The following is a 14,938-nucleotide window of genomic DNA, read 5'->3' as shown; positions in this document are numbered from 1 at the left end:
CGGGTGGAAACGCCTACCGCAGATTCGCCCGACGCAGCAGCACGTGCTCGAATCGCGCGTCCTTCATGGTCGGCATCAGCAGCCGACGCGCCGCCTCGACTTCCGGCAACTCCGGCACGAACTCCGATGCGACCACACCGTACAGTAGGGGTATGGTGACGAGGCGCCCGTGGCAGGCGCGGTTGTTGTGGGTCGACTGCACCGCCGGCGCACTCGTCGGCGTGTTCCTGCTGCTGCTCAGCCCGTGGCTTGCCCCCCTGTACGGGCTGCCGCAGGGCCTGATCCTCTTCAACGCCGCCGCCAACCTGCTCTACGGGGCCTACTCCTTCTCGCTGGCGCGACGAGCCATACGGCCGATGCGCCTGCTCGTCCTGCTCGTCTGCGCGAACGCAGCATGGAGCGTCGTGTGCCTGGGGCTGGTCGTCCGGTACTGGCACGACGCCAGCGTTCTCGGCATGGCGACCCTCGTCGGCGAGTCGCTGTTCGTCGGCGGCCTGGCCGCGCTCGAGTGGCGGCATCGGGAGTCGCTCGCCCTTGCGCCGAGCGGCACTCGAGCGCAGTGACGTGAACGGCCTACGGCCGGCGGGGCAACTCCCTCGATGAGCCTGTCACCGCCCGACGGTGGAGCGTGCCGCTCCTGAGCCTCCAATCCGCTCCACGTAGCCGACACAGAGCTCCGTCAGGTGCGTCCGGAGCAGGGCGACCATCGGCGCTGGGGCGCCGGCTTCGAGCAGGGCCTGTACCGGCCCGGTGGTCGCCGTCGACAACATCAGCGCCGTTACCGCCGGATCCTCGAACGTCGCGTCGGGCGCAGTGGCCAACATCGCCGCAATCGCCTGCTGCGCTCTCAGGCTGGCGGCGCGGACGAGCACATCGCCGTCCACCTCGGCACCGGCCGAGTACAGCGCGCGCGATTCGTCCACCCGTCGGATCTTCGCGTCGATGAACGCGTGGCACAGCGACGTCACCATGACCCGCAATGGCGCGCCGCGGTTCATCGCGCACGCCTGCTCCACGACGCCGACGATCTCGCCGAGATGGCGCTGCTTGACCGCGGCCACGAGCGAACGCTTGTCGGCGAAGTACTGGTAGAGCGTTCCCACCGAGACGCCCGCGCGGGTGGCCACCCTGGTGGTGGTCAGGCGCGTCAGGCCATCCCGGATCAGAACCTGAATGGTGGCATCGAGGATCGCGGTCACGGTGACGCCGGATCGCGCTTGCGACGGCATTTTCCGGGGCTGAAGTCGAGGGGTGAGCTCCGTCGGCATATGCGAATTCCCAACTGAAGGATCCGTCACATATTATCCGAAGCATGCTTCATGTTCATCTGATTGCCTCGATGATTTTCGCCGTAGCCCTCGCATCGCCGGCGCTCGCCGAGACGGCGCGACAGGGGGCGCCCACGCCCGTCGGCCTCTGGCGCACGTACGGCGACGATGGGCGGACGGCCCGAGGTCTGGTGCGCATCACCGAGCAGGATGGCGAGCTCGGCGGAACGCTGGTGGGCAGCCTCGCGCCCGGCGAGGATCCGGGCAAGGTCTGCCGCCGCTGTCCGGGGAATCGCAAGGACCAGCCCCTGAAGGGCCTCGTCTTCATGACCGGACTTCGCTGGCAAGGCTCGGCATACGGTGGCGGCGAGATCCTCGATCCCGACAGCGGTGCCCTCTACAAGGTCACGATCCGCCTCGAGCCCGGCGGACGGCGGCTCGTCGTGCGCGCCTACCGTGGAATCTCCCTGCTCGGTCGGTCGCAGACCTGGGAGCGCGTCGAATGAGTGGCATGGACGGGTTGCACTGCGTGGTCACCGGGGCGAGCGGTGGTATCGGCGCCGCCATCGCCGAGACGCTTCTCCGCGACGGCGCCGCGGTCACGTTGGTGGCTCGCGAGAGCACACGCCTCGACTCGACCACGGCGCGGCTGCAGGAACTGGGCGGGGCGACGCGTGTGCGCGCGATTGGCGCGGACCTGTCGGTGCAGGCGGACGTGCGACGGGCATTCGCGTCGCTCGTCGAGCGACCCGTCGACGTGCTCGTGCTGAACGCGGCCTTCGTGCCCGAGGCCCGCCGCCTGACCATCGACGGCATCGAAGAGACCCTCGCCGTCAATCACCTCGCTCCCTTTCTGCTGGTGCAGTTGGCGCGACCCCACCTCAAGCCGGGTTCCCGCATCGTCGTGGTCGGCGCAGACCCGACCATCCTGGCGGCCCAACCGGTGCAGATCGACGACCTGCAGATGCAGCGCAACTTCTCCCCGACCAGGGCCTACATGCGCACCAAGAACATGAGCGCCATGTTCACGTATGCGCTGGCACGGCGACTCGAGGGCACGGGCGTCACCGCCAACGCCGCGCATCCCGGGATCATCCGTACGCAGCTGGCGCGTCGTGCGACCGGGCTGATCAAGCTCGCACTGTCGCTCGTGGGGCCCGTGTTGCCAGGGCCCGAGCGCGGGGCCGATACGCCGGCCTGGCTCGCAAGGGCGCCCGAGGTCTCGGGCGTGAACGGACGGTTCTTCGTCAAGCGGCGCGCGGTGACCACCGCCGCGCACACGCGGGACGTCTGGCGGCAGGAGCAGCTCTGGCGCGCGAGCGCCGCGCTGGTCGGAGTCGACGCGTGATGGCCGCACACAGCAAGTCCGTGCTCATCACGGGCGTGTCGTCAGGCATCGGACTCGGCGCCGCGCGCATGTTCACGAGAGCGGGCTATCGCGTCTTCGGTACCGTTCGCTCGGATCGGGACGCACACAGCGTCAGGGCAGCGTGCGGTGGTCTGGCGACCCCTGTGGTGCTCGACGTGCGCGACCTGGACCGCGTGGCCCGATTGCCGCAGGTGCTGGGGGAGCTGGGACTGCACGAACTCGACGGGCTCATCTGCAATGCCGGCGTGATTCGTACGGGCCCCGTCCTGACGCAGCCACTTGCCGACATCGAGGTGCAGATCGCGGTCATCGTGGCGCCTGGCGCCGTGCAGAGCCGCATCTGGCAGAAGGCGTCGGCATCGGCACAGTGCGCGAACATCGGATCGGTGTACCGCCAGCCCTACCGGCGGTTCGAGGAGCTCTCACGCGCAATCGAGGCAGGCGGATACACCGCCGACGAGGCGGGCAGGTTTCTCGTCAGGGTCTTCGAAGCGCGCTCGCCCCGGACGCGGTACGCCGCCGTCCGCGGCCGGCTGGTCAACTGGACGATCCCATCATTGCTGCCCGACCGCTGGCTCGACATGGTGATGCGTCGAACCCTCGCCCTCTCATGACCACGTTCATCGTCACCGGCGCCACTCAGGGCCTTGGACTCGCGACGGCTCGCGCGCTGGCCGCCGACTCGCGCCGACGGGTGGTGTTGGCGGTGCGCGACCTCGACCGTGGGCGCGCCGCCGCCGCCGCCATCGGATCCAACGTCACCGCATTGCCGCTCGACCTGGCGTCGCTCGGTGACATCGAGCGGTTCATCGCCGACTGGCAGGGCGACCTCGCCGGGCTGGTCAACAACGCCGGGGTCCAGATCACCGATGACACCCGCCTGACCTGTGATGGCTACGAGGAGACGTGCGCCGTGAACCATCTGGGCGCCGTGGCCTTGACGCTGGGCCTGTTGCCGCGGCTGGTCGGTGGGCGGGTGCTGTTCATCGGGAGTGGCACACACCACCCGGGCAACAGGATGGCCTCGCTGTTCGGGTTCCGCGGCGCACGTCTGACCTCGGTTCGCGCGGCGGCCCGGGGCGACCACGACGACGCGGCGTCGATCCGACAACGCGGTCTCGACCGCTACGCGACGTCGAAGTTCTTCAACATGGTGACGGCCGTGGAGTTGGCCCGACGCCATCCGGCCGAGGTCACGTCGTTCTTCGCGTTCGACCCGGGGCTGATGCCGGGCACGGGCCTCGCGCGCACTGCCCCCCTCGCCGCACGCCTGGCGTGGTCATCGGTGCTCCGCTGGGTGGCGCCCCTCCTTCCCGACACGAGTACGCCGACGCGCTCGGGCGCCACGGCCGCGTGGATCATGACCGCCGATGCTGCCGAGGCGAGCAGCGGCGCGGTGTTCGCCCACGACGGAGCACACGCGCGAAGGGTCTGGGACCGCGTCTTCGATCCGGCCACGGGACGTCTGGTCGTCGACGAAAGCGTCGCGCTCGTGCAGCAGCGCCGAGGCGCGCGCTGAGCCGAGCCCAAGGGGCAGACGACCTGCAACCGAGTGTCCACCGCCGGCGCTGCTAGAATCTCGGCCTGCCCTCCACGCCGAACGAGGAGCCGTATCGCTGGGTGAGTCACCCGCGCTGGTACCTGGGGGTCTGCCTCGGTACTCCGTGCACCTGCAGTTGCCAGAGTCGCGCGGCCCAGCCGATCGCGTCGTGCCAGTGACCGTGAGGACTGCCGCTGCCAGGACTGCCACTACAGCCAGCGTGTGTCGGTCACGTCGAGGCGAGAGCGGACCATGGCCGACGTCGGACGGTGCTGATCGTGGTCGCAGTCGTACGGCGTGCTGTTCGCCGCCATGGGCGACTCCACACACGGCAGCTGGAACGTGCCCCTGTACGTGATGGGGGTGTTGTTCGTCATCGGTACCGCCTGCTGGGTGATCGTCGACCCGGAACGCCCGGTGTTCGACGAGGGCCTGGCACCCGGCGCGAGCGCACCGCCGTTGTACACTCCGCCGCGGAGACACCGGCGATGACGCGAGCATTCATGTTCCTGGCGCTGGCACTGCCGACGCTGTCCGGGGCTGCCGTCGTGCCGGAAGGCGTCGTCCCCGGGCACGCCTTCGACCGTTACACGATCACCACGCCAGGGCAGCCGACAGCCGTCACGTTCTATCTGTCCACGGGCGCCGACCCCGCCAGACCGCGTCCTCTCGTGGTGTGGGTGCAGGGAACGGGGTGTGAGTCCCACTTCTCCGGCGGACAGGGCGGCGTGCCCACCGGCGGACTCCTGACGCTCGTGCGTACGGCTGCAGGCCAGGACGTCATCGCGATGGGCGTGGAGAAGCCCGGCGTTCCCTATCTGCATGCGGAGCCGCGGCGGCTCCAGGACTGCCCGGCGGACTTCCTCCGCGACTTCACCCTCGACCACTGGGCGGCAACGATCGCGGCCGCCATCGCGGCGGCTCGAGCCCTGCCCGGGATCGACCCGACACGCGTCCTGGTGATGGGACACTCGGAAGGGGGGATCGTCGCCATGCGCGTCTCCAACGTTGCCCCAGGCGTGACGCACGCGGCGTCGCTCGCGGGCGGCGGCCTGGTCTATCTGTTCCACATCGCGGAGTACGTGCGCGGCACTGGTGGCAACCCCGACGAGGATGTGTACCGTTGCTGGGCGCAGGTACGTGCCGCGCCGACCGCCATCGACAGGTTCTGTTGGGGCGGCACGTATCGGCAGTGGGCGTCGTTCATGGCCACATCCATCCTGCGGGAGGCCCTCGCATCACGGGCTCGCTTGTACTTCGTGCACGGCTCTGCCGACAGCCAGAACACCATCACCGGCTTCGATGCCCTTCGAGCAGAGCTCTCGGCCGCAGGGCGTGAGGCGGTCTTCGAGCGCCTCGAAGGCGCCGACCACGCCCTCGACCTGCCCGGACGCACACCGCCGGAGGGCCTCCAGGCGACGTTCGGCCGAGTCGTCAGGTGGTTCGCCGCCAGGTGATGGAGGTCGTCCATGTCCACTCCAGAACCCCCGTCAGACCCGTTCGACCGCAAGCCGCAGCACACGCACGCCGGGGACCCCCAGGTGGAGGCCCGGGACGTTTCCGCTTTCCGAGATGCCGTCCGCGCGGCCGATGTCGGTCGCGCACGGGACCTCCTGGCCGCTCCACACGTCCGCGCCATCGTGAACGAGCCGCTGTTCGACTTCGGCCAGCGCGCGGCCCATGTCGCCGCCGGCCACGAGCCGATGCTCGCGGTGCTGATCGAGGCTGGCGCCGACCTCAACCTGAAGAGCATCTGGGAGAACGGGCCGTACACGGTGCTCGACAACGCCACCGAGGCGACCGTCCCGTTCCTGCTCGCACACGGGGCGACACTGACCCCTCACGTCGCCGCACGACTCGGCTGGCTCGATCGTCTCCAGGCTCTGCTCGACGAAGACGCGACGCTCGTGCACGCACGCGGCGGCGACGGGCAGCAGCCACTGCACCTGGCACGCACGAGTGCCGTCGCCGATCTGCTGCTTGCGCGCGGCGCGGACATCGACGCGCGCTGCATCGACCACAGGTCCACACCCGCGCAGTACGCCCTCGGCGATCGGCCCGACGTCTGTCGCCACCTGCTCGCACGCGGAGCGACGCCCGACATCTTCATGGCCGCGCGGCTCGGAGACGCCGACCTGGCGACGCGCCTGATCGCTGCCGACCCCTCGTGCCTCGGCGCACGCGTCAACGAGCCGGGCTACGCGCTGGTGCCGCCCTTCAGCATCTACTGCTGGTCGCTCGGGTTCGGGCTGTCGCCGCACGACGTGGTGCGCAAGTACGGCCAGCACGCCGTCGCTGCCGTACTCGACGCGGCGAGTCCCCGCCGCGTGCGGCTGCTCAGCGCCCTGCTGGCGGTCGACGAGACCGCTGTCGCCGCCATCCTGGCCGACGACCCCGCACTCGTGTCCGGGTTGTCGCGGGACGACCACGGCCGCCTCGCCCAGGCCATCTTCCACGGACACGTCGCGGCGGCGTCGCTGATGCTGCGTGTCGGGTTGGATCCGGCGGCGCCCGGCATCGATGGCGGCACGGCGCTCCACGCGGCCTGCTGGGTGGGCCACGTCGCGATGGTCGAACAGGTGCTGGCCCGCGGTGGCGTCCCGATCGACCTCCGCGATCCCGTGCACCAGAGCCCGCCGCTCGGCTGGGCCGCGTTCGGGTCGGTGCACCGGCGCGCATCTGGGGCCGACTACCCGGCCGTGATCGACCGTCTCGTGGCTGCAGGCGCCGACGTGCATGCCGTCGGGAACGGGGAGGGTCGGTCGCTGCTCGACATGGCCGCTGGCAATCCGGCGGTCCAGGAATCACTACGCCGCCACGGCGCGCGTTGAGAGCGCGGCCATCGTCCTGGGGACGGCGCTCATGCTCTGATCGTGGTCACCTCGTGATCACCGGTGGCATGGGCGGCCAGGCGCGCATCGAAGGTCACCACGCGTCCGCGGCTGTGCCGTGCCAACTGCACGAGGTAGGCATCCATGACCTGCTGATGCCCTTGCGCGTGCTGCAGGGTGCTGGCGTCGAGACCCGGCAGGTCGTTCCAGAAGCGGTGCCGCGCGTGTGCGGTCAGTCGAACGAGCAGGGTTGCGGCCTCCTGCGGCGTCACGAAATCGGGTGAATAGGACGGATTGGCCGAGAGGCGCACGAAGGCAAGCTGCGTGAGCGCGCAGGTCGCCCAGCCATGGCGCGACTCCCTGCGGAACCACTGGTGCGCTGCCTGATGATGCTGGTGCGACGGCCACGTCAGCGCCAGCAGCACGTTCACGTCGAGCAGGGATGGCGTCACGGCCGTTCGTCGGCCAGCAGATCCGAGGCACGCCCGGATGGAATCACCGGCGCGTTGGCACTGACCCTGAAGACCGGCAACCCGTTGCGGGTCGCGTGCTCGTTCCCGGCGCGCAGCCCTCGCCGCGCCAGTTGCGAGAGCACCTGCCCGAGTGTCTTTCCGGAGCCGCTGGCCAGGGCCCGGGCCGCCTCCGCGACATCATCGTCGAGCGTGATGGTGGTCCGCATGCTGATACTGTGATGCGCTGATGTCGTGATGTCAATCGCCGCACGCCATCCCGCGACCCTGCGGCGACCGACGCCGGCGGTGCAGCCGGCGCGACGGCGCCACGGTGCCAGGCAGGCCCACCGGCGCGCTCGAGGCGAGCACCGACTCCGCGCGCGCGAGCATCCGGCGCCACAACGTCGAGGGATCGACGTCGAACACGATCGACGCATCGCCGTCGATGACGCGCCAGGCCTGCTGGCGCACCTCGCGCTCCAGTTGCTCCGCACTCCATCCGGCGTACCCGGCGTACACGCGCAGACGGCGGTCGTCGGCGCCCGCGGCGATGCGCTCGCGCAGCACCGCGCCGTCGCTCACGAGGGACACGCCGCGGGTCACCTCGCGGCAGCCGTCGCAGGCTCCGCGCGACAGCGCGATCACGGTGTCCGGCGACACCGGCCCGCCGACGAACACCCGTGCGCCGACGCTCGTCACCGGGGCGAGGTCAGGGAGCACGCGCGCCAGCGGCACCTCGGACGGGCGCGTGAGGACGAGGCCCGCCGCACCGCCGGGACCGTACTCGATGAGCAGCACCACCGTATCGCTGAAGTTCGGGTCGGGCAGGTTGCGAGCGGAGACCAGCATCGTGCCTGCCGCCAGCTGACGGACGATGACCTCGCGACCGGGCTGCGGCTCGGCTGGTCCGGCGGCGCTCAGCAGGCACGCGCAGGCGAGCGCGCCGCGCGACCCCGGCCCCGCCACGACCCGCCAGACACGCCACCTGTGGTGCATCCGGCTGCGGATCCCTCCTCCATCTTGTGGCCTGGCACGCTCCATGCTTTCAACCTCCGCAGCGAATGCCGGTCGTCGAGCCGCCCTCACGGGGCCGCGAGGACGGCCGGAAACGGCGATACTGCGCGGGATGACCACGTTGCTCGTTCTCCTCGCCGGCCTGGCCGGTCTCGTGGCTGGGGCGGAGCTGCTGGTCCGCGGCGCCTCGAAACTGGCGCTCTCGTTCGGCCTCTCGCCCCTGGTGGTCGGCCTCACGGTCGTCGCCTTCGGCACCAGCGCGCCCGAGGTCGCGGTGTCGGTGGGCGCGGTGCTGGAGGGCCAGACCAACATCGCCATCGGCAACGTGGTCGGCAGCAACGTCCTCAACGTGTTGCTCATCCTCGGGGTCTCGGCACTGATCACGCCGCTGGTCGTCCACCTGCAGATCATTCGCCAGGAGGTGCCCATCATGATCGGCGCCTCCGTGCTGCTGCTGCTGTTCGCGCTCGACGGCAGGCTCGCCCTGCACGAGAGCGCGCTGCTGGCGGTCGGCGTGGTCGCCTACACCGTGTTCCTGGTCGTGCAGTCGCGCCGTGCCAGCGGCGAGGGGACCGCAGACTACGACGCGGAGGTCCGGCCCGCCACCTCCGGCGCCCTCGACGCCTCGCTGCCGGTGCAACTGCTGCTCGTCGTCGTCGGGCTGGCGCTGCTGGTGCTCGGCGCACGCGGGCTGGTGCACGCGGCGATCACCGTCGCGCAGCAACTGGGCCTGTCGGATGTGGTGATCGGCCTGACCGTGGTGGCTCTCGGCACCTCCCTGCCCGAAATCGCCACCTCGATCATGGCCGCGGTCAAGGGCGAGCGCGACATCGCGGTCGGCAACGTGGTCGGCAGCAACACCTTCAACATCCTGGGCTGCCTGGGCCTGTCTGGCCTGGTGGCGGGCACCCAGGGCCTGCAGGTGCCCACCGCGATGCTCAACTTCGACCTCTGGGTGATGCTCGCCGTCGCGCTGGCGTGCTTGCCCGTGTTCATGACCGGGCGCCAGATCGCACGCTGGGAGGGCGCGGTATTCGTCGCGTACTACCTCGCCTACACCGCCTACCTGGTGCTGGCCGCGCAGCAGCACGCGGCCGCGCTGAGCGCCTTCTCGACGGTGATGCTCAGCTTCGTCGTGCCGCTCACGGTCATCACGCTGGTGGTGATGCTGGTGCGGCGCCCGAACCCGTCGTCGGCTTGAGAAAGCCGTTCACGTCCAGCCAGTGCGTGAACGCCTCGAACCAGCGATTGCTGGTGCGGTTCGGGTTGCCGAGACCGAAGCCGTGGCCGCCGTTCTGATACAGGTGGAATTCGACCGGCCTGCCCGCGTCGAACCAGGACTTGACGACGCCGAACTGGCCCCGGAAGAGGAAGTCGTCGGTGGCAATGGCGGTGAACATCGGAGGTGCATCCTTGGGCACCTCCACCGGGCCCATGCCGCCATAGATCGGACCGATGAAGGCCAGCTTCATGGTCTTCGAGTTGAGCGTGCTGTGCATCGTCAGGCCGGCGCCGGCGGAGAAGCCGATCATGCCGAGGCGCGTGGTGTCGACGCCCCATTCCCTCGCCCGCTTGACGATCAGCGCATACGCCGCTTCGGCATCCTGGAGTTGATTGGACAGGTCCCATCGAGGCGGTGCTGGCGGCGGCGCTGCCCCAGCCGCACCGGACGGTGGAGTGGCCGCGGCAAAGGTGCGCTCCATCGACTGCTTGAGCCCTTCGAGGGAGTCCGGCGTCGGCTGCAGGCGGTACTTGAGCACGAACGCGGCGATACCTTTCGCATTCAGCGCCTGCGCCACCTCCCAACCCTCGTTACCCATCGACAGCCAGCGAAACCCGCCGCCGGGCGCCACGATGACAGCAGCGCCGTTCGCCGTCCCCGGTTTCGGCAGGAACGGCGTCAGCGTCGCCGTGGACACGTTGCGCGCCATCGGGTCGCCCCACTGGCGGAACCAGCTTTCCTTCGCGGTCTGTCCCTCGACCCCACCGGTGCCGAGCGGAATGGCGTTGGGCTCGGCGGGGGCGTCGAGTGGATAGATCGTGCCGTCCTGCGCGTAGGCAGACGAGCCGAGCGCGAGCAGACCGGCGAGCACCGCCGTGCGGGTCAGGGACGGGAGCAAGGGCACAAGCATGTTGTCCTCCGAGGTGTGCGTGCAGTGTACCGAAGTCCCGCACCTGCACCCGGTGGGCCTACTTCGCCGGTGGCCCCAGGATGAAAGTGACGCGCAGGTTGACGCCGCCGGTCGGGTTGAACCCGAGGAAGGTCTGCCGCTGCTCGCCGGTCCATCCCGCGAAGTTGCCCGCCCCGCCGGTGACGATGCTCTGACGCGTCGGCTGCTCGCAGAGGACCGGCATCGCGCCCTCACACACGGGGCGGCACCGCCGTGCCGGCCAGCAGTCCGCCGTCGACGGTGAACTCCGCGCCGGTGGTGTAGGCCGACTCGTCTGCGGCCAAATGCACCGCCACGGCCGCGACCTCGTCCGGCGTGCCGAAGCGTCGCAACGGCGTGTCCCTGGTGAAGTCGGCCATTCGCGCCTCCCGCTGCGGCCCGTCGCCGAGCAGCGGCTCCCACATCGGCGTGAGGATGGCCGCCGGCTGGATGACGTTGCAACGGATGCGCAGGCCCTGCTCGGCACAGTAGAGTGCGACGGTCCTCGTGTGGTTGCGGACCGCTCCCTTGCTGGAGGCGTACGCGGCGGCACCGGGGATGCCGACGACACCGGAGCGCGATCCGATGTTGATGATCGAGCCCGTCCCGCCCGCCTGGCGCATCACCCGGATTGCGTGCTTGCAGCCGAGGAAGACGCCGTCGAGATTGGTGGCGTGCACGGCGCGCCACTGGTCGAGCGTGACGTGTTCCGGGTCGTGCGCCGCCCCGAACTCGTCGAACCCGGTGATGCCGGCGTTGTTGACGACGACGTCGAGGCGACCGGCGAGTTCAAGACACCGGTCGAGTACCCGCTGCCACTCCGTCTCGTCGCGGACGTCGAGCCGCTCGTAGCGGGCAGGAGCGCCGAGCGCGGACGCCGCTGCCAGACCGACATCGTCGAGGATATCGGTGAGCACGACGCGGGCTCCCTCGATCGCCAACGCCCGCGCGATGGCTTCGCCGATGCCGCGCGCCGCCCCCGTGACCAGTGCCACCTTGCCCGCGAGCCGTGCCATGCCGCCTCCTGTCCCGGCACCTTACACCGCCGGGAACGTCAGGCCGAAGCGTTCACAGAGCGCCTGCACGCTGTCGACCGGCATGTCGAGGGCGTACTTCTGCTTGATCGCCGGTGCCCGGGTCTCGTCCTGGTGCACCGGGTCGACACCGAGCGCGCGTTCGGCTTCAAGGAGTTCGACCTGGTCCAGCTCATTCGCCGCGTGCATCAACCCGGCGGCCTGGTCGTCCCTAGCCGTCGTCGCCGATGACGTGCACGACGACCGACCGGGTGTGCGGGGCGCGACGATGCTCCCAGACGTAGATGCCCTGCCAGGTGCCGAGGCAGAGGCGCCCTTCGGCCACCGGCACGCTCAGGTTCACCGTCGTGAGTGCCGTCCGCACATGCGCCGGCATGTCGTCCTCGCCCTCCGCGGTGTGGATGAACAGCGGATCGCCGTCGGGCACCAGCCGTGCGAAGAACCGCTCGAAGTCACGACGGACGTCGGGGTCGGCGTTCTCCTGGATCAGCAGCGAGGCCGAGGTGTGCTGCAGGTGGAGCGTGCAGAGGCCCGTCTGCACCGCGGCCTCAGCGACACATCGCTGGACGTCCCGCGTGATCTCCTGGAACCCGCGCCCTCTCGTCGAAATCCTCAGCGTGGACAGTGCCTGGCGCATCATCTGCCGTCGAATGGTACGCGGGAACTCGAGAGACGACGAAGCGAACGCGGCGTTGACACTACACTCAATCCATGAACATCTCCGAGCTGTTCACGAGCGTGCAGATGCTGATGCGTGAGCTCACGTTCGGCGCCGCACCCACCGGCGCCTTCGTGCTCAATCCCGGCGACGCCGGGCTGCTCGCGTCGCTCGACCGCCTGTCTGCCGACGAGGCGTCCATGTCGTCGCATGGTGGGGCGTCGATCGCCGCCCATGTCGCCCACGTGTCGTACGGGCTGTCGTTGATGAACCGCTGGGCTGCCGGCGAGCAGCCGTTCGACTCCGCCGACTGGAACGCCGCCTGGCAGATGCGCGACGTGTCGGAGGACGAGTGGCATCGGCTGCGTGCGGAACTGCGTACGCACATCGAGCACTGGCTCGCGACCGTCGTCGTACCCCGCGCACTGACACCGGTCGAGTTGAACGGCGTCGTCGGCAGCGTCGTACATCTTGCCTATCACGTGGGCGCCATCCGGCAGATTCATGCCGGCGCGCGCGGCCCGAAGGATGGTCAGCGTTGAAGCACCTGCTCTGGGTGGACTGCACGGCCGGCGCGGTCGCCGGCGTGCTCATGCTGTCGCTCAGCGGCTGGCTCACGCGCCTGTACGCGCTTCCGCTGCGCCTGCTCCTGCTGATCGGCGCGGCCAACCTGCTGTACGGGGCCTGTTCGTTCATGCTGGCGCGGCGTGCGCACCGGCCCATGTCGCTCGTCGTGCTGCTGGTCGGCGCCAACGCGGCGTGGAGTCTCGTGTGTCTCGCTCTGGCGGCGCGGTACTGGACCCAGGCGAGTGCGTTCGGCCTCGCTCAGTTGGTCGGCGAGGCGGTGCTCGTCGGCGGCCTGGCGGCGCTCGAGTGGCGACATCGCGACCTGCTCGCCACCGAGCCCTGAGTCGTCGACGGCTCACACCCATGGCACTCTGTGGCGACCATGGGCACACACGTCGGGTTCGTCGAGGCGATCTTCAGGTATCCCGTGAAGGCCATCGTGCGCGCGAACGGCAACAACGCCGGCGTCTGCGGGACGGTCACGCGTGTCGGCCGTCTGGCGGTGGGCCAGGCCGTCTATCGCGTGTGATATCGACGGATCTCGGGGAGATACGGTTCGAGGCCCTGAAGCACGGCCACGACCCAGGCGGCCACGACCGGGCCGGGTACCGGCCTCTCGCGGTACGTCGTCAGAACCTCCGGCACAGTCAGGGTGTCGGCCGCGCAGCACCCCTGCAGCAGCCACTCGGTCGCGATCTTCACGAACACGTCGCGCGAGTAGGCCACGCGCACCTCCCGCCGGCTTGCCCCCTGCCCAATCCAGTCATCTGAGCGAACGACGGGCTGACCGCCAACGATGAGCCAGCTCGCCCGGACGGGCACGTGATGGAACGCCTCCCGGGCGACGTCTTCGGCTTCCTGCCGGAGTGTCTTGGCATGGAAGTAGGGCGGGTCGTAGACGGGACGGGCGTCACCAGGAATCGGGCGCAGCAGGCGCCGGTTCTCGCGATGGTGGTCCAGGAGCAGGTTCTTCGTGCGGCGGTAGGTCGCATGGTGCACCAGCGCGTCGGCAGGCATCGCGCGCCACGCCTGGCGGCGGACGCTCCGCGGACGGCCGACCTCGCCGTCAGGGCTCGGTTCGAGCGACTCGATGGTGCCGGCGCCCGGTGTCTCGTCACTCGCCGTCGACGCGGCGAACACCTGCTCTCCCTGCGCACCCCGAGCGAGCGCGGCGGTGGGCTGGAGCCGGCGCAAGGCCGAGATGACACCGTGGGGCGTCGTGTGGCTGCCGCCTTCGCGTTCGAGCGTCCACAGGTACATCTCGAGCATCCAGGCCAGCGCGATGTCCGAGAGGCCGCGGTCCTGATAGCCGCCTCCCACGTTGGAATGCACGCCGCGAAACCACACCTCGTAGTGGCGGGCCTGGCTCTCCGTTCGTGCCGGGCGGATCAGGGCGAACGTCGCGCGCACTTCGTCGAGCGCCATGGCGTGAAAGCTGCGGCGGACGTTGGGCGGAATGGTCGACACGCGCCAGCGCGTCGTCGGACGGTTACGAAATGGCCCGATTGGCAGGCCAATGCTCGCCACGGTATCCCACACGCCCAGGAACCGGATGGGCGGCGGATCGTCCGCGCTCGGCGTGGCACCGGCCGCCGTGCGTCGCGCTTTCGGCAGCCGCCACGAGAGCCCGAGCAACGGGTCCCAGTGCCACGCGGCATGCCGGTGTGTCGGATCGCGAACGCCGTACGTGTGCACGACATTGGCGAAGTGCACGGCAGTGGCCGCTCCGCGGCTGAAGCCGATGATGTCGATGTCGGTGTCGGTCGCGTAGCGTTCGCACAGCGCCCGATACATGCGGCGGACGCGGTACTTCGCACCGACGCCGAAGGCCCCGCCGACGATCCGGCCGAGGGCTCCGAATCGTGTGCCGACACCCTGCAGGTACTCGCAGCGCTCCAGTCCGACGTACTCGCAGAAGCGGTGCACGTTCGTCTCTTCTGTGTCACGGCGGAAAGCGGCGTCCGGTCCGTACTGCGACGGCTGGACCGTGAGGATCGCGTCCTTCAGGTCCCGCAGGTTCCATGTGCCATCGAATGCGTACACCGCCATGTGCGT

At 69.8% G+C, this 14,938-nt stretch carries 23 protein-coding genes; 11 read left to right on the top strand and 12 right to left on the bottom strand.

What is annotated here, in order from left to right:
• Positions 1–13 precede the first annotated feature (13 nt).
• Positions 14–136: a hypothetical protein gene (locus Q0C41_RS01010; RefSeq protein WP_291980572.1), complete on the bottom strand. Its 123-nt coding sequence runs from the start codon at positions 134–136 to the stop codon at positions 14–16.
• Between the two features lie 16 nt (positions 137–152).
• On the opposite strand from Q0C41_RS01010, the gene Q0C41_RS01005 reads away from it, so the two are divergent.
• Positions 153–563 (top strand): hypothetical protein, encoded by a 411-nt coding sequence (locus tag Q0C41_RS01005; RefSeq protein WP_291980571.1) that lies wholly within the window; start codon positions 153–155, stop codon positions 561–563.
• A gap of 45 nt (positions 564–608) precedes the next feature.
• Here Q0C41_RS01005 and Q0C41_RS01000 read toward each other — a convergent pair whose 3' ends face one another.
• Positions 609–1,199, bottom strand: coding sequence for a TetR/AcrR family transcriptional regulator (locus tag Q0C41_RS01000; RefSeq protein ID WP_291980569.1), 591 nt, complete (start codon positions 1,197–1,199; stop codon positions 609–611).
• 140 nt (positions 1,200–1,339) lie between these two features.
• Here Q0C41_RS01000 and Q0C41_RS00995 point away from each other — a divergent pair, with 140 nt between their 5' ends.
• Genes Q0C41_RS00995 through Q0C41_RS00980 form a run of 4 tightly spaced genes read left to right on the top strand, consistent with a single transcriptional unit; the run spans position 1,340 to position 4,156 of the window.
• Positions 1,340–1,774 (top strand): DUF2147 domain-containing protein, encoded by a 435-nt coding sequence (locus Q0C41_RS00995; protein WP_291980568.1) that lies wholly within the window; start codon positions 1,340–1,342, stop codon positions 1,772–1,774.
• Complete coding sequence (locus Q0C41_RS00990) at positions 1,771–2,616, top strand: SDR family NAD(P)-dependent oxidoreductase (protein WP_291980567.1); 846 nt, start codon at positions 1,771–1,773, stop codon at positions 2,614–2,616. The genes Q0C41_RS00995 and Q0C41_RS00990 overlap by 4 nt, the downstream gene beginning before the upstream one ends.
• Positions 2,616–3,251 carry an SDR family oxidoreductase gene (locus Q0C41_RS00985; protein WP_291980588.1) on the top strand — a complete coding sequence of 212 codons (636 nt, stop codon included), beginning with the start codon at positions 2,616–2,618 and terminating at the stop codon, positions 3,249–3,251. The genes Q0C41_RS00990 and Q0C41_RS00985 overlap by 1 nt, the downstream gene beginning before the upstream one ends.
• Entirely contained in the window at positions 3,248–4,156 is a 909-nt protein-coding gene (locus tag Q0C41_RS00980; protein ID WP_291980566.1) for an SDR family NAD(P)-dependent oxidoreductase, read from the top strand. Before Q0C41_RS00985 ends, Q0C41_RS00980 begins: the two co-directional genes overlap by 4 nt.
• Before the next feature lie 230 nt (positions 4,157–4,386).
• Here Q0C41_RS00980 and Q0C41_RS00975 read toward each other — a convergent pair whose 3' ends face one another.
• Positions 4,387–4,554, bottom strand: a complete 168-nt coding sequence (locus Q0C41_RS00975) for a hypothetical protein (RefSeq protein WP_291980565.1) — start codon at positions 4,552–4,554, stop codon at positions 4,387–4,389.
• Positions 4,555–4,665: 111 nt separating this feature from the next.
• Between Q0C41_RS00975 and Q0C41_RS00970 the strand changes: the two genes are divergently transcribed.
• Both Q0C41_RS00970 and Q0C41_RS00965 read left to right on the top strand, forming a co-directional pair.
• The gene (locus Q0C41_RS00970) at positions 4,666–5,634 is read left to right on the top strand and encodes a hypothetical protein (protein WP_291980564.1); all 969 of its coding nucleotides are present in this window, start codon (positions 4,666–4,668) and stop codon (positions 5,632–5,634) included.
• 12 nt (positions 5,635–5,646) lie between these two features.
• The gene (locus Q0C41_RS00965) at positions 5,647–7,008 is read left to right on the top strand and encodes a hypothetical protein (RefSeq protein ID WP_291980563.1); all 1,362 of its coding nucleotides are present in this window, start codon (positions 5,647–5,649) and stop codon (positions 7,006–7,008) included.
• A gap of 29 nt (positions 7,009–7,037) precedes the next feature.
• Here the strand turns inward: Q0C41_RS00965 and Q0C41_RS00960 are convergent, their stop codons facing one another.
• The 3 genes from Q0C41_RS00960 to Q0C41_RS00950 are packed head-to-tail and all read right to left on the bottom strand — an operon-like array spanning position 7,038 to position 8,456.
• Complete coding sequence (locus tag Q0C41_RS00960) at positions 7,038–7,460, bottom strand: TA system VapC family ribonuclease toxin (protein ID WP_291980562.1); 423 nt, start codon at positions 7,458–7,460, stop codon at positions 7,038–7,040.
• Positions 7,457–7,687, bottom strand: a complete 231-nt coding sequence (locus Q0C41_RS00955; RefSeq protein WP_291980561.1) for a hypothetical protein — start codon at positions 7,685–7,687, stop codon at positions 7,457–7,459. Before Q0C41_RS00955 ends, Q0C41_RS00960 begins: the two co-directional genes overlap by 4 nt.
• A 31-nt stretch (positions 7,688–7,718) precedes the next feature.
• A complete protein-coding gene (locus Q0C41_RS00950; RefSeq protein ID WP_291980560.1) occupies positions 7,719–8,456 on the bottom strand; it encodes a YqgE/AlgH family protein in 738 nt (245 codons plus the stop codon).
• A gap of 130 nt (positions 8,457–8,586) precedes the next feature.
• On the opposite strand from Q0C41_RS00950, the gene Q0C41_RS00945 reads away from it, so the two are divergent.
• On the top strand, positions 8,587–9,675 hold the full coding sequence (locus Q0C41_RS00945; protein WP_291980559.1) for a calcium/sodium antiporter: 1,089 nt from the start codon (positions 8,587–8,589) through the stop codon (positions 9,673–9,675).
• Here the strand turns inward: Q0C41_RS00945 and Q0C41_RS00940 are convergent.
• Genes Q0C41_RS00940 through Q0C41_RS00920 form a run of 5 tightly spaced genes read right to left on the bottom strand, consistent with a single transcriptional unit; the run spans position 9,626 to position 12,298 of the window.
• Entirely contained in the window at positions 9,626–10,606 is a 981-nt protein-coding gene (locus Q0C41_RS00940) for an alpha/beta hydrolase (RefSeq protein WP_291980558.1), read from the bottom strand. The genes Q0C41_RS00945 and Q0C41_RS00940 overlap by 50 nt on opposite strands.
• Positions 10,607–10,664: 58 nt before the next feature.
• Entirely contained in the window at positions 10,665–10,829 is a 165-nt protein-coding gene (locus Q0C41_RS00935; protein ID WP_291980557.1) for a hypothetical protein, read from the bottom strand.
• Positions 10,830–10,836: 7 nt separating this feature from the next.
• Positions 10,837–11,640, bottom strand: a complete 804-nt coding sequence (locus Q0C41_RS00930) for an SDR family oxidoreductase (RefSeq protein ID WP_291980556.1) — start codon at positions 11,638–11,640, stop codon at positions 10,837–10,839.
• A 21-nt stretch (positions 11,641–11,661) separates the two neighbouring features.
• Positions 11,662–11,847, bottom strand: coding sequence for a hypothetical protein (locus Q0C41_RS00925; protein WP_291980555.1), 186 nt, complete (start codon positions 11,845–11,847; stop codon positions 11,662–11,664).
• Between the two features lie 22 nt (positions 11,848–11,869).
• A complete protein-coding gene (locus Q0C41_RS00920) occupies positions 11,870–12,298 on the bottom strand; it encodes a secondary thiamine-phosphate synthase enzyme YjbQ (protein ID WP_367079069.1) in 429 nt (142 codons plus the stop codon).
• Between the two features lie 71 nt (positions 12,299–12,369).
• Between Q0C41_RS00920 and Q0C41_RS00915 the strand changes: the two genes are divergently transcribed.
• The 3 genes from Q0C41_RS00915 to Q0C41_RS00905 are packed head-to-tail and all read left to right on the top strand — an operon-like array spanning position 12,370 to position 13,412.
• Complete coding sequence (locus tag Q0C41_RS00915; RefSeq protein ID WP_291980553.1) at positions 12,370–12,858, top strand: hypothetical protein; 489 nt, start codon at positions 12,370–12,372, stop codon at positions 12,856–12,858.
• Positions 12,855–13,226, top strand: coding sequence for a hypothetical protein (locus tag Q0C41_RS00910; protein ID WP_291980552.1), 372 nt, complete (start codon positions 12,855–12,857; stop codon positions 13,224–13,226). The genes Q0C41_RS00915 and Q0C41_RS00910 overlap by 4 nt, the downstream gene beginning before the upstream one ends.
• A gap of 39 nt (positions 13,227–13,265) precedes the next feature.
• A complete protein-coding gene (locus tag Q0C41_RS00905) occupies positions 13,266–13,412 on the top strand; it encodes a hypothetical protein (protein ID WP_291980551.1) in 147 nt (48 codons plus the stop codon).
• On the opposite strand, the gene Q0C41_RS00900 is transcribed toward Q0C41_RS00905, so the two are convergent.
• A complete protein-coding gene (locus Q0C41_RS00900; protein WP_291980550.1) occupies positions 13,400–14,932 on the bottom strand; it encodes a DUF2235 domain-containing protein in 1,533 nt (510 codons plus the stop codon). The genes Q0C41_RS00905 and Q0C41_RS00900 overlap by 13 nt on opposite strands.
• Between the last annotated feature and the right edge of the window lie 6 nt (positions 14,933–14,938).

It is taken from the genome of Luteitalea sp., assembly GCF_022842525.1.
Taxonomy (GTDB): Bacteria; Acidobacteriota; Vicinamibacteria; order Vicinamibacterales; family Vicinamibacteraceae; genus Luteitalea.
This window is presented reverse-complemented; position numbering and strand designations above follow the sequence as displayed.

Coding starts and splice junctions, on each gene's coding strand:
- Q0C41_RS01005 (WP_291980571.1), top strand. CDS start 153: ATGGTGACGAGGCGCCCGTGGCAGGCGCGGTTGTTGTGGGTCGACTGC.
- Q0C41_RS00995 (WP_291980568.1), top strand. CDS start 1,340: ATGATTTTCGCCGTAGCCCTCGCATCGCCGGCGCTCGCCGAGACGGCG.
- Q0C41_RS00990 (WP_291980567.1), top strand. CDS start 1,771: ATGAGTGGCATGGACGGGTTGCACTGCGTGGTCACCGGGGCGAGCGGT.
- Q0C41_RS00985 (WP_291980588.1), top strand. CDS start 2,616: ATGGCCGCACACAGCAAGTCCGTGCTCATCACGGGCGTGTCGTCAGGC.
- Q0C41_RS00980 (WP_291980566.1), top strand. CDS start 3,248: ATGACCACGTTCATCGTCACCGGCGCCACTCAGGGCCTTGGACTCGCG.
- Q0C41_RS00975 (WP_291980565.1), bottom strand. CDS start 4,554: ATGACGAACAACACCCCCATCACGTACAGGGGCACGTTCCAGCTGCCG.
- Q0C41_RS00970 (WP_291980564.1), top strand. CDS start 4,666: ATGACGCGAGCATTCATGTTCCTGGCGCTGGCACTGCCGACGCTGTCC.
- Q0C41_RS00965 (WP_291980563.1), top strand. CDS start 5,647: ATGTCCACTCCAGAACCCCCGTCAGACCCGTTCGACCGCAAGCCGCAG.
- Q0C41_RS00955 (WP_291980561.1), bottom strand. CDS start 7,687: ATGCGGACCACCATCACGCTCGACGATGATGTCGCGGAGGCGGCCCGG.
- Q0C41_RS00950 (WP_291980560.1), bottom strand. CDS start 8,456: ATGCACCACAGGTGGCGTGTCTGGCGGGTCGTGGCGGGGCCGGGGTCG.
- Q0C41_RS00945 (WP_291980559.1), top strand. CDS start 8,587: ATGACCACGTTGCTCGTTCTCCTCGCCGGCCTGGCCGGTCTCGTGGCT.
- Q0C41_RS00940 (WP_291980558.1), bottom strand. CDS start 10,606: ATGCTTGTGCCCTTGCTCCCGTCCCTGACCCGCACGGCGGTGCTCGCC.
- Q0C41_RS00935 (WP_291980557.1), bottom strand. CDS start 10,829: ATGCCGGTCCTCTGCGAGCAGCCGACGCGTCAGAGCATCGTCACCGGC.
- Q0C41_RS00930 (WP_291980556.1), bottom strand. CDS start 11,640: ATGGCACGGCTCGCGGGCAAGGTGGCACTGGTCACGGGGGCGGCGCGC.
- Q0C41_RS00925 (WP_291980555.1), bottom strand. CDS start 11,847: ATGCACGCGGCGAATGAGCTGGACCAGGTCGAACTCCTTGAAGCCGAA.
- Q0C41_RS00920 (WP_367079069.1), bottom strand. CDS start 12,298: ATGATGCGCCAGGCACTGTCCACGCTGAGGATTTCGACGAGAGGGCGC.
- Q0C41_RS00915 (WP_291980553.1), top strand. CDS start 12,370: ATGAACATCTCCGAGCTGTTCACGAGCGTGCAGATGCTGATGCGTGAG.
- Q0C41_RS00905 (WP_291980551.1), top strand. CDS start 13,266: ATGGGCACACACGTCGGGTTCGTCGAGGCGATCTTCAGGTATCCCGTG.
- Q0C41_RS00900 (WP_291980550.1), bottom strand. CDS start 14,932: ATGGCGGTGTACGCATTCGATGGCACATGGAACCTGCGGGACCTGAAG.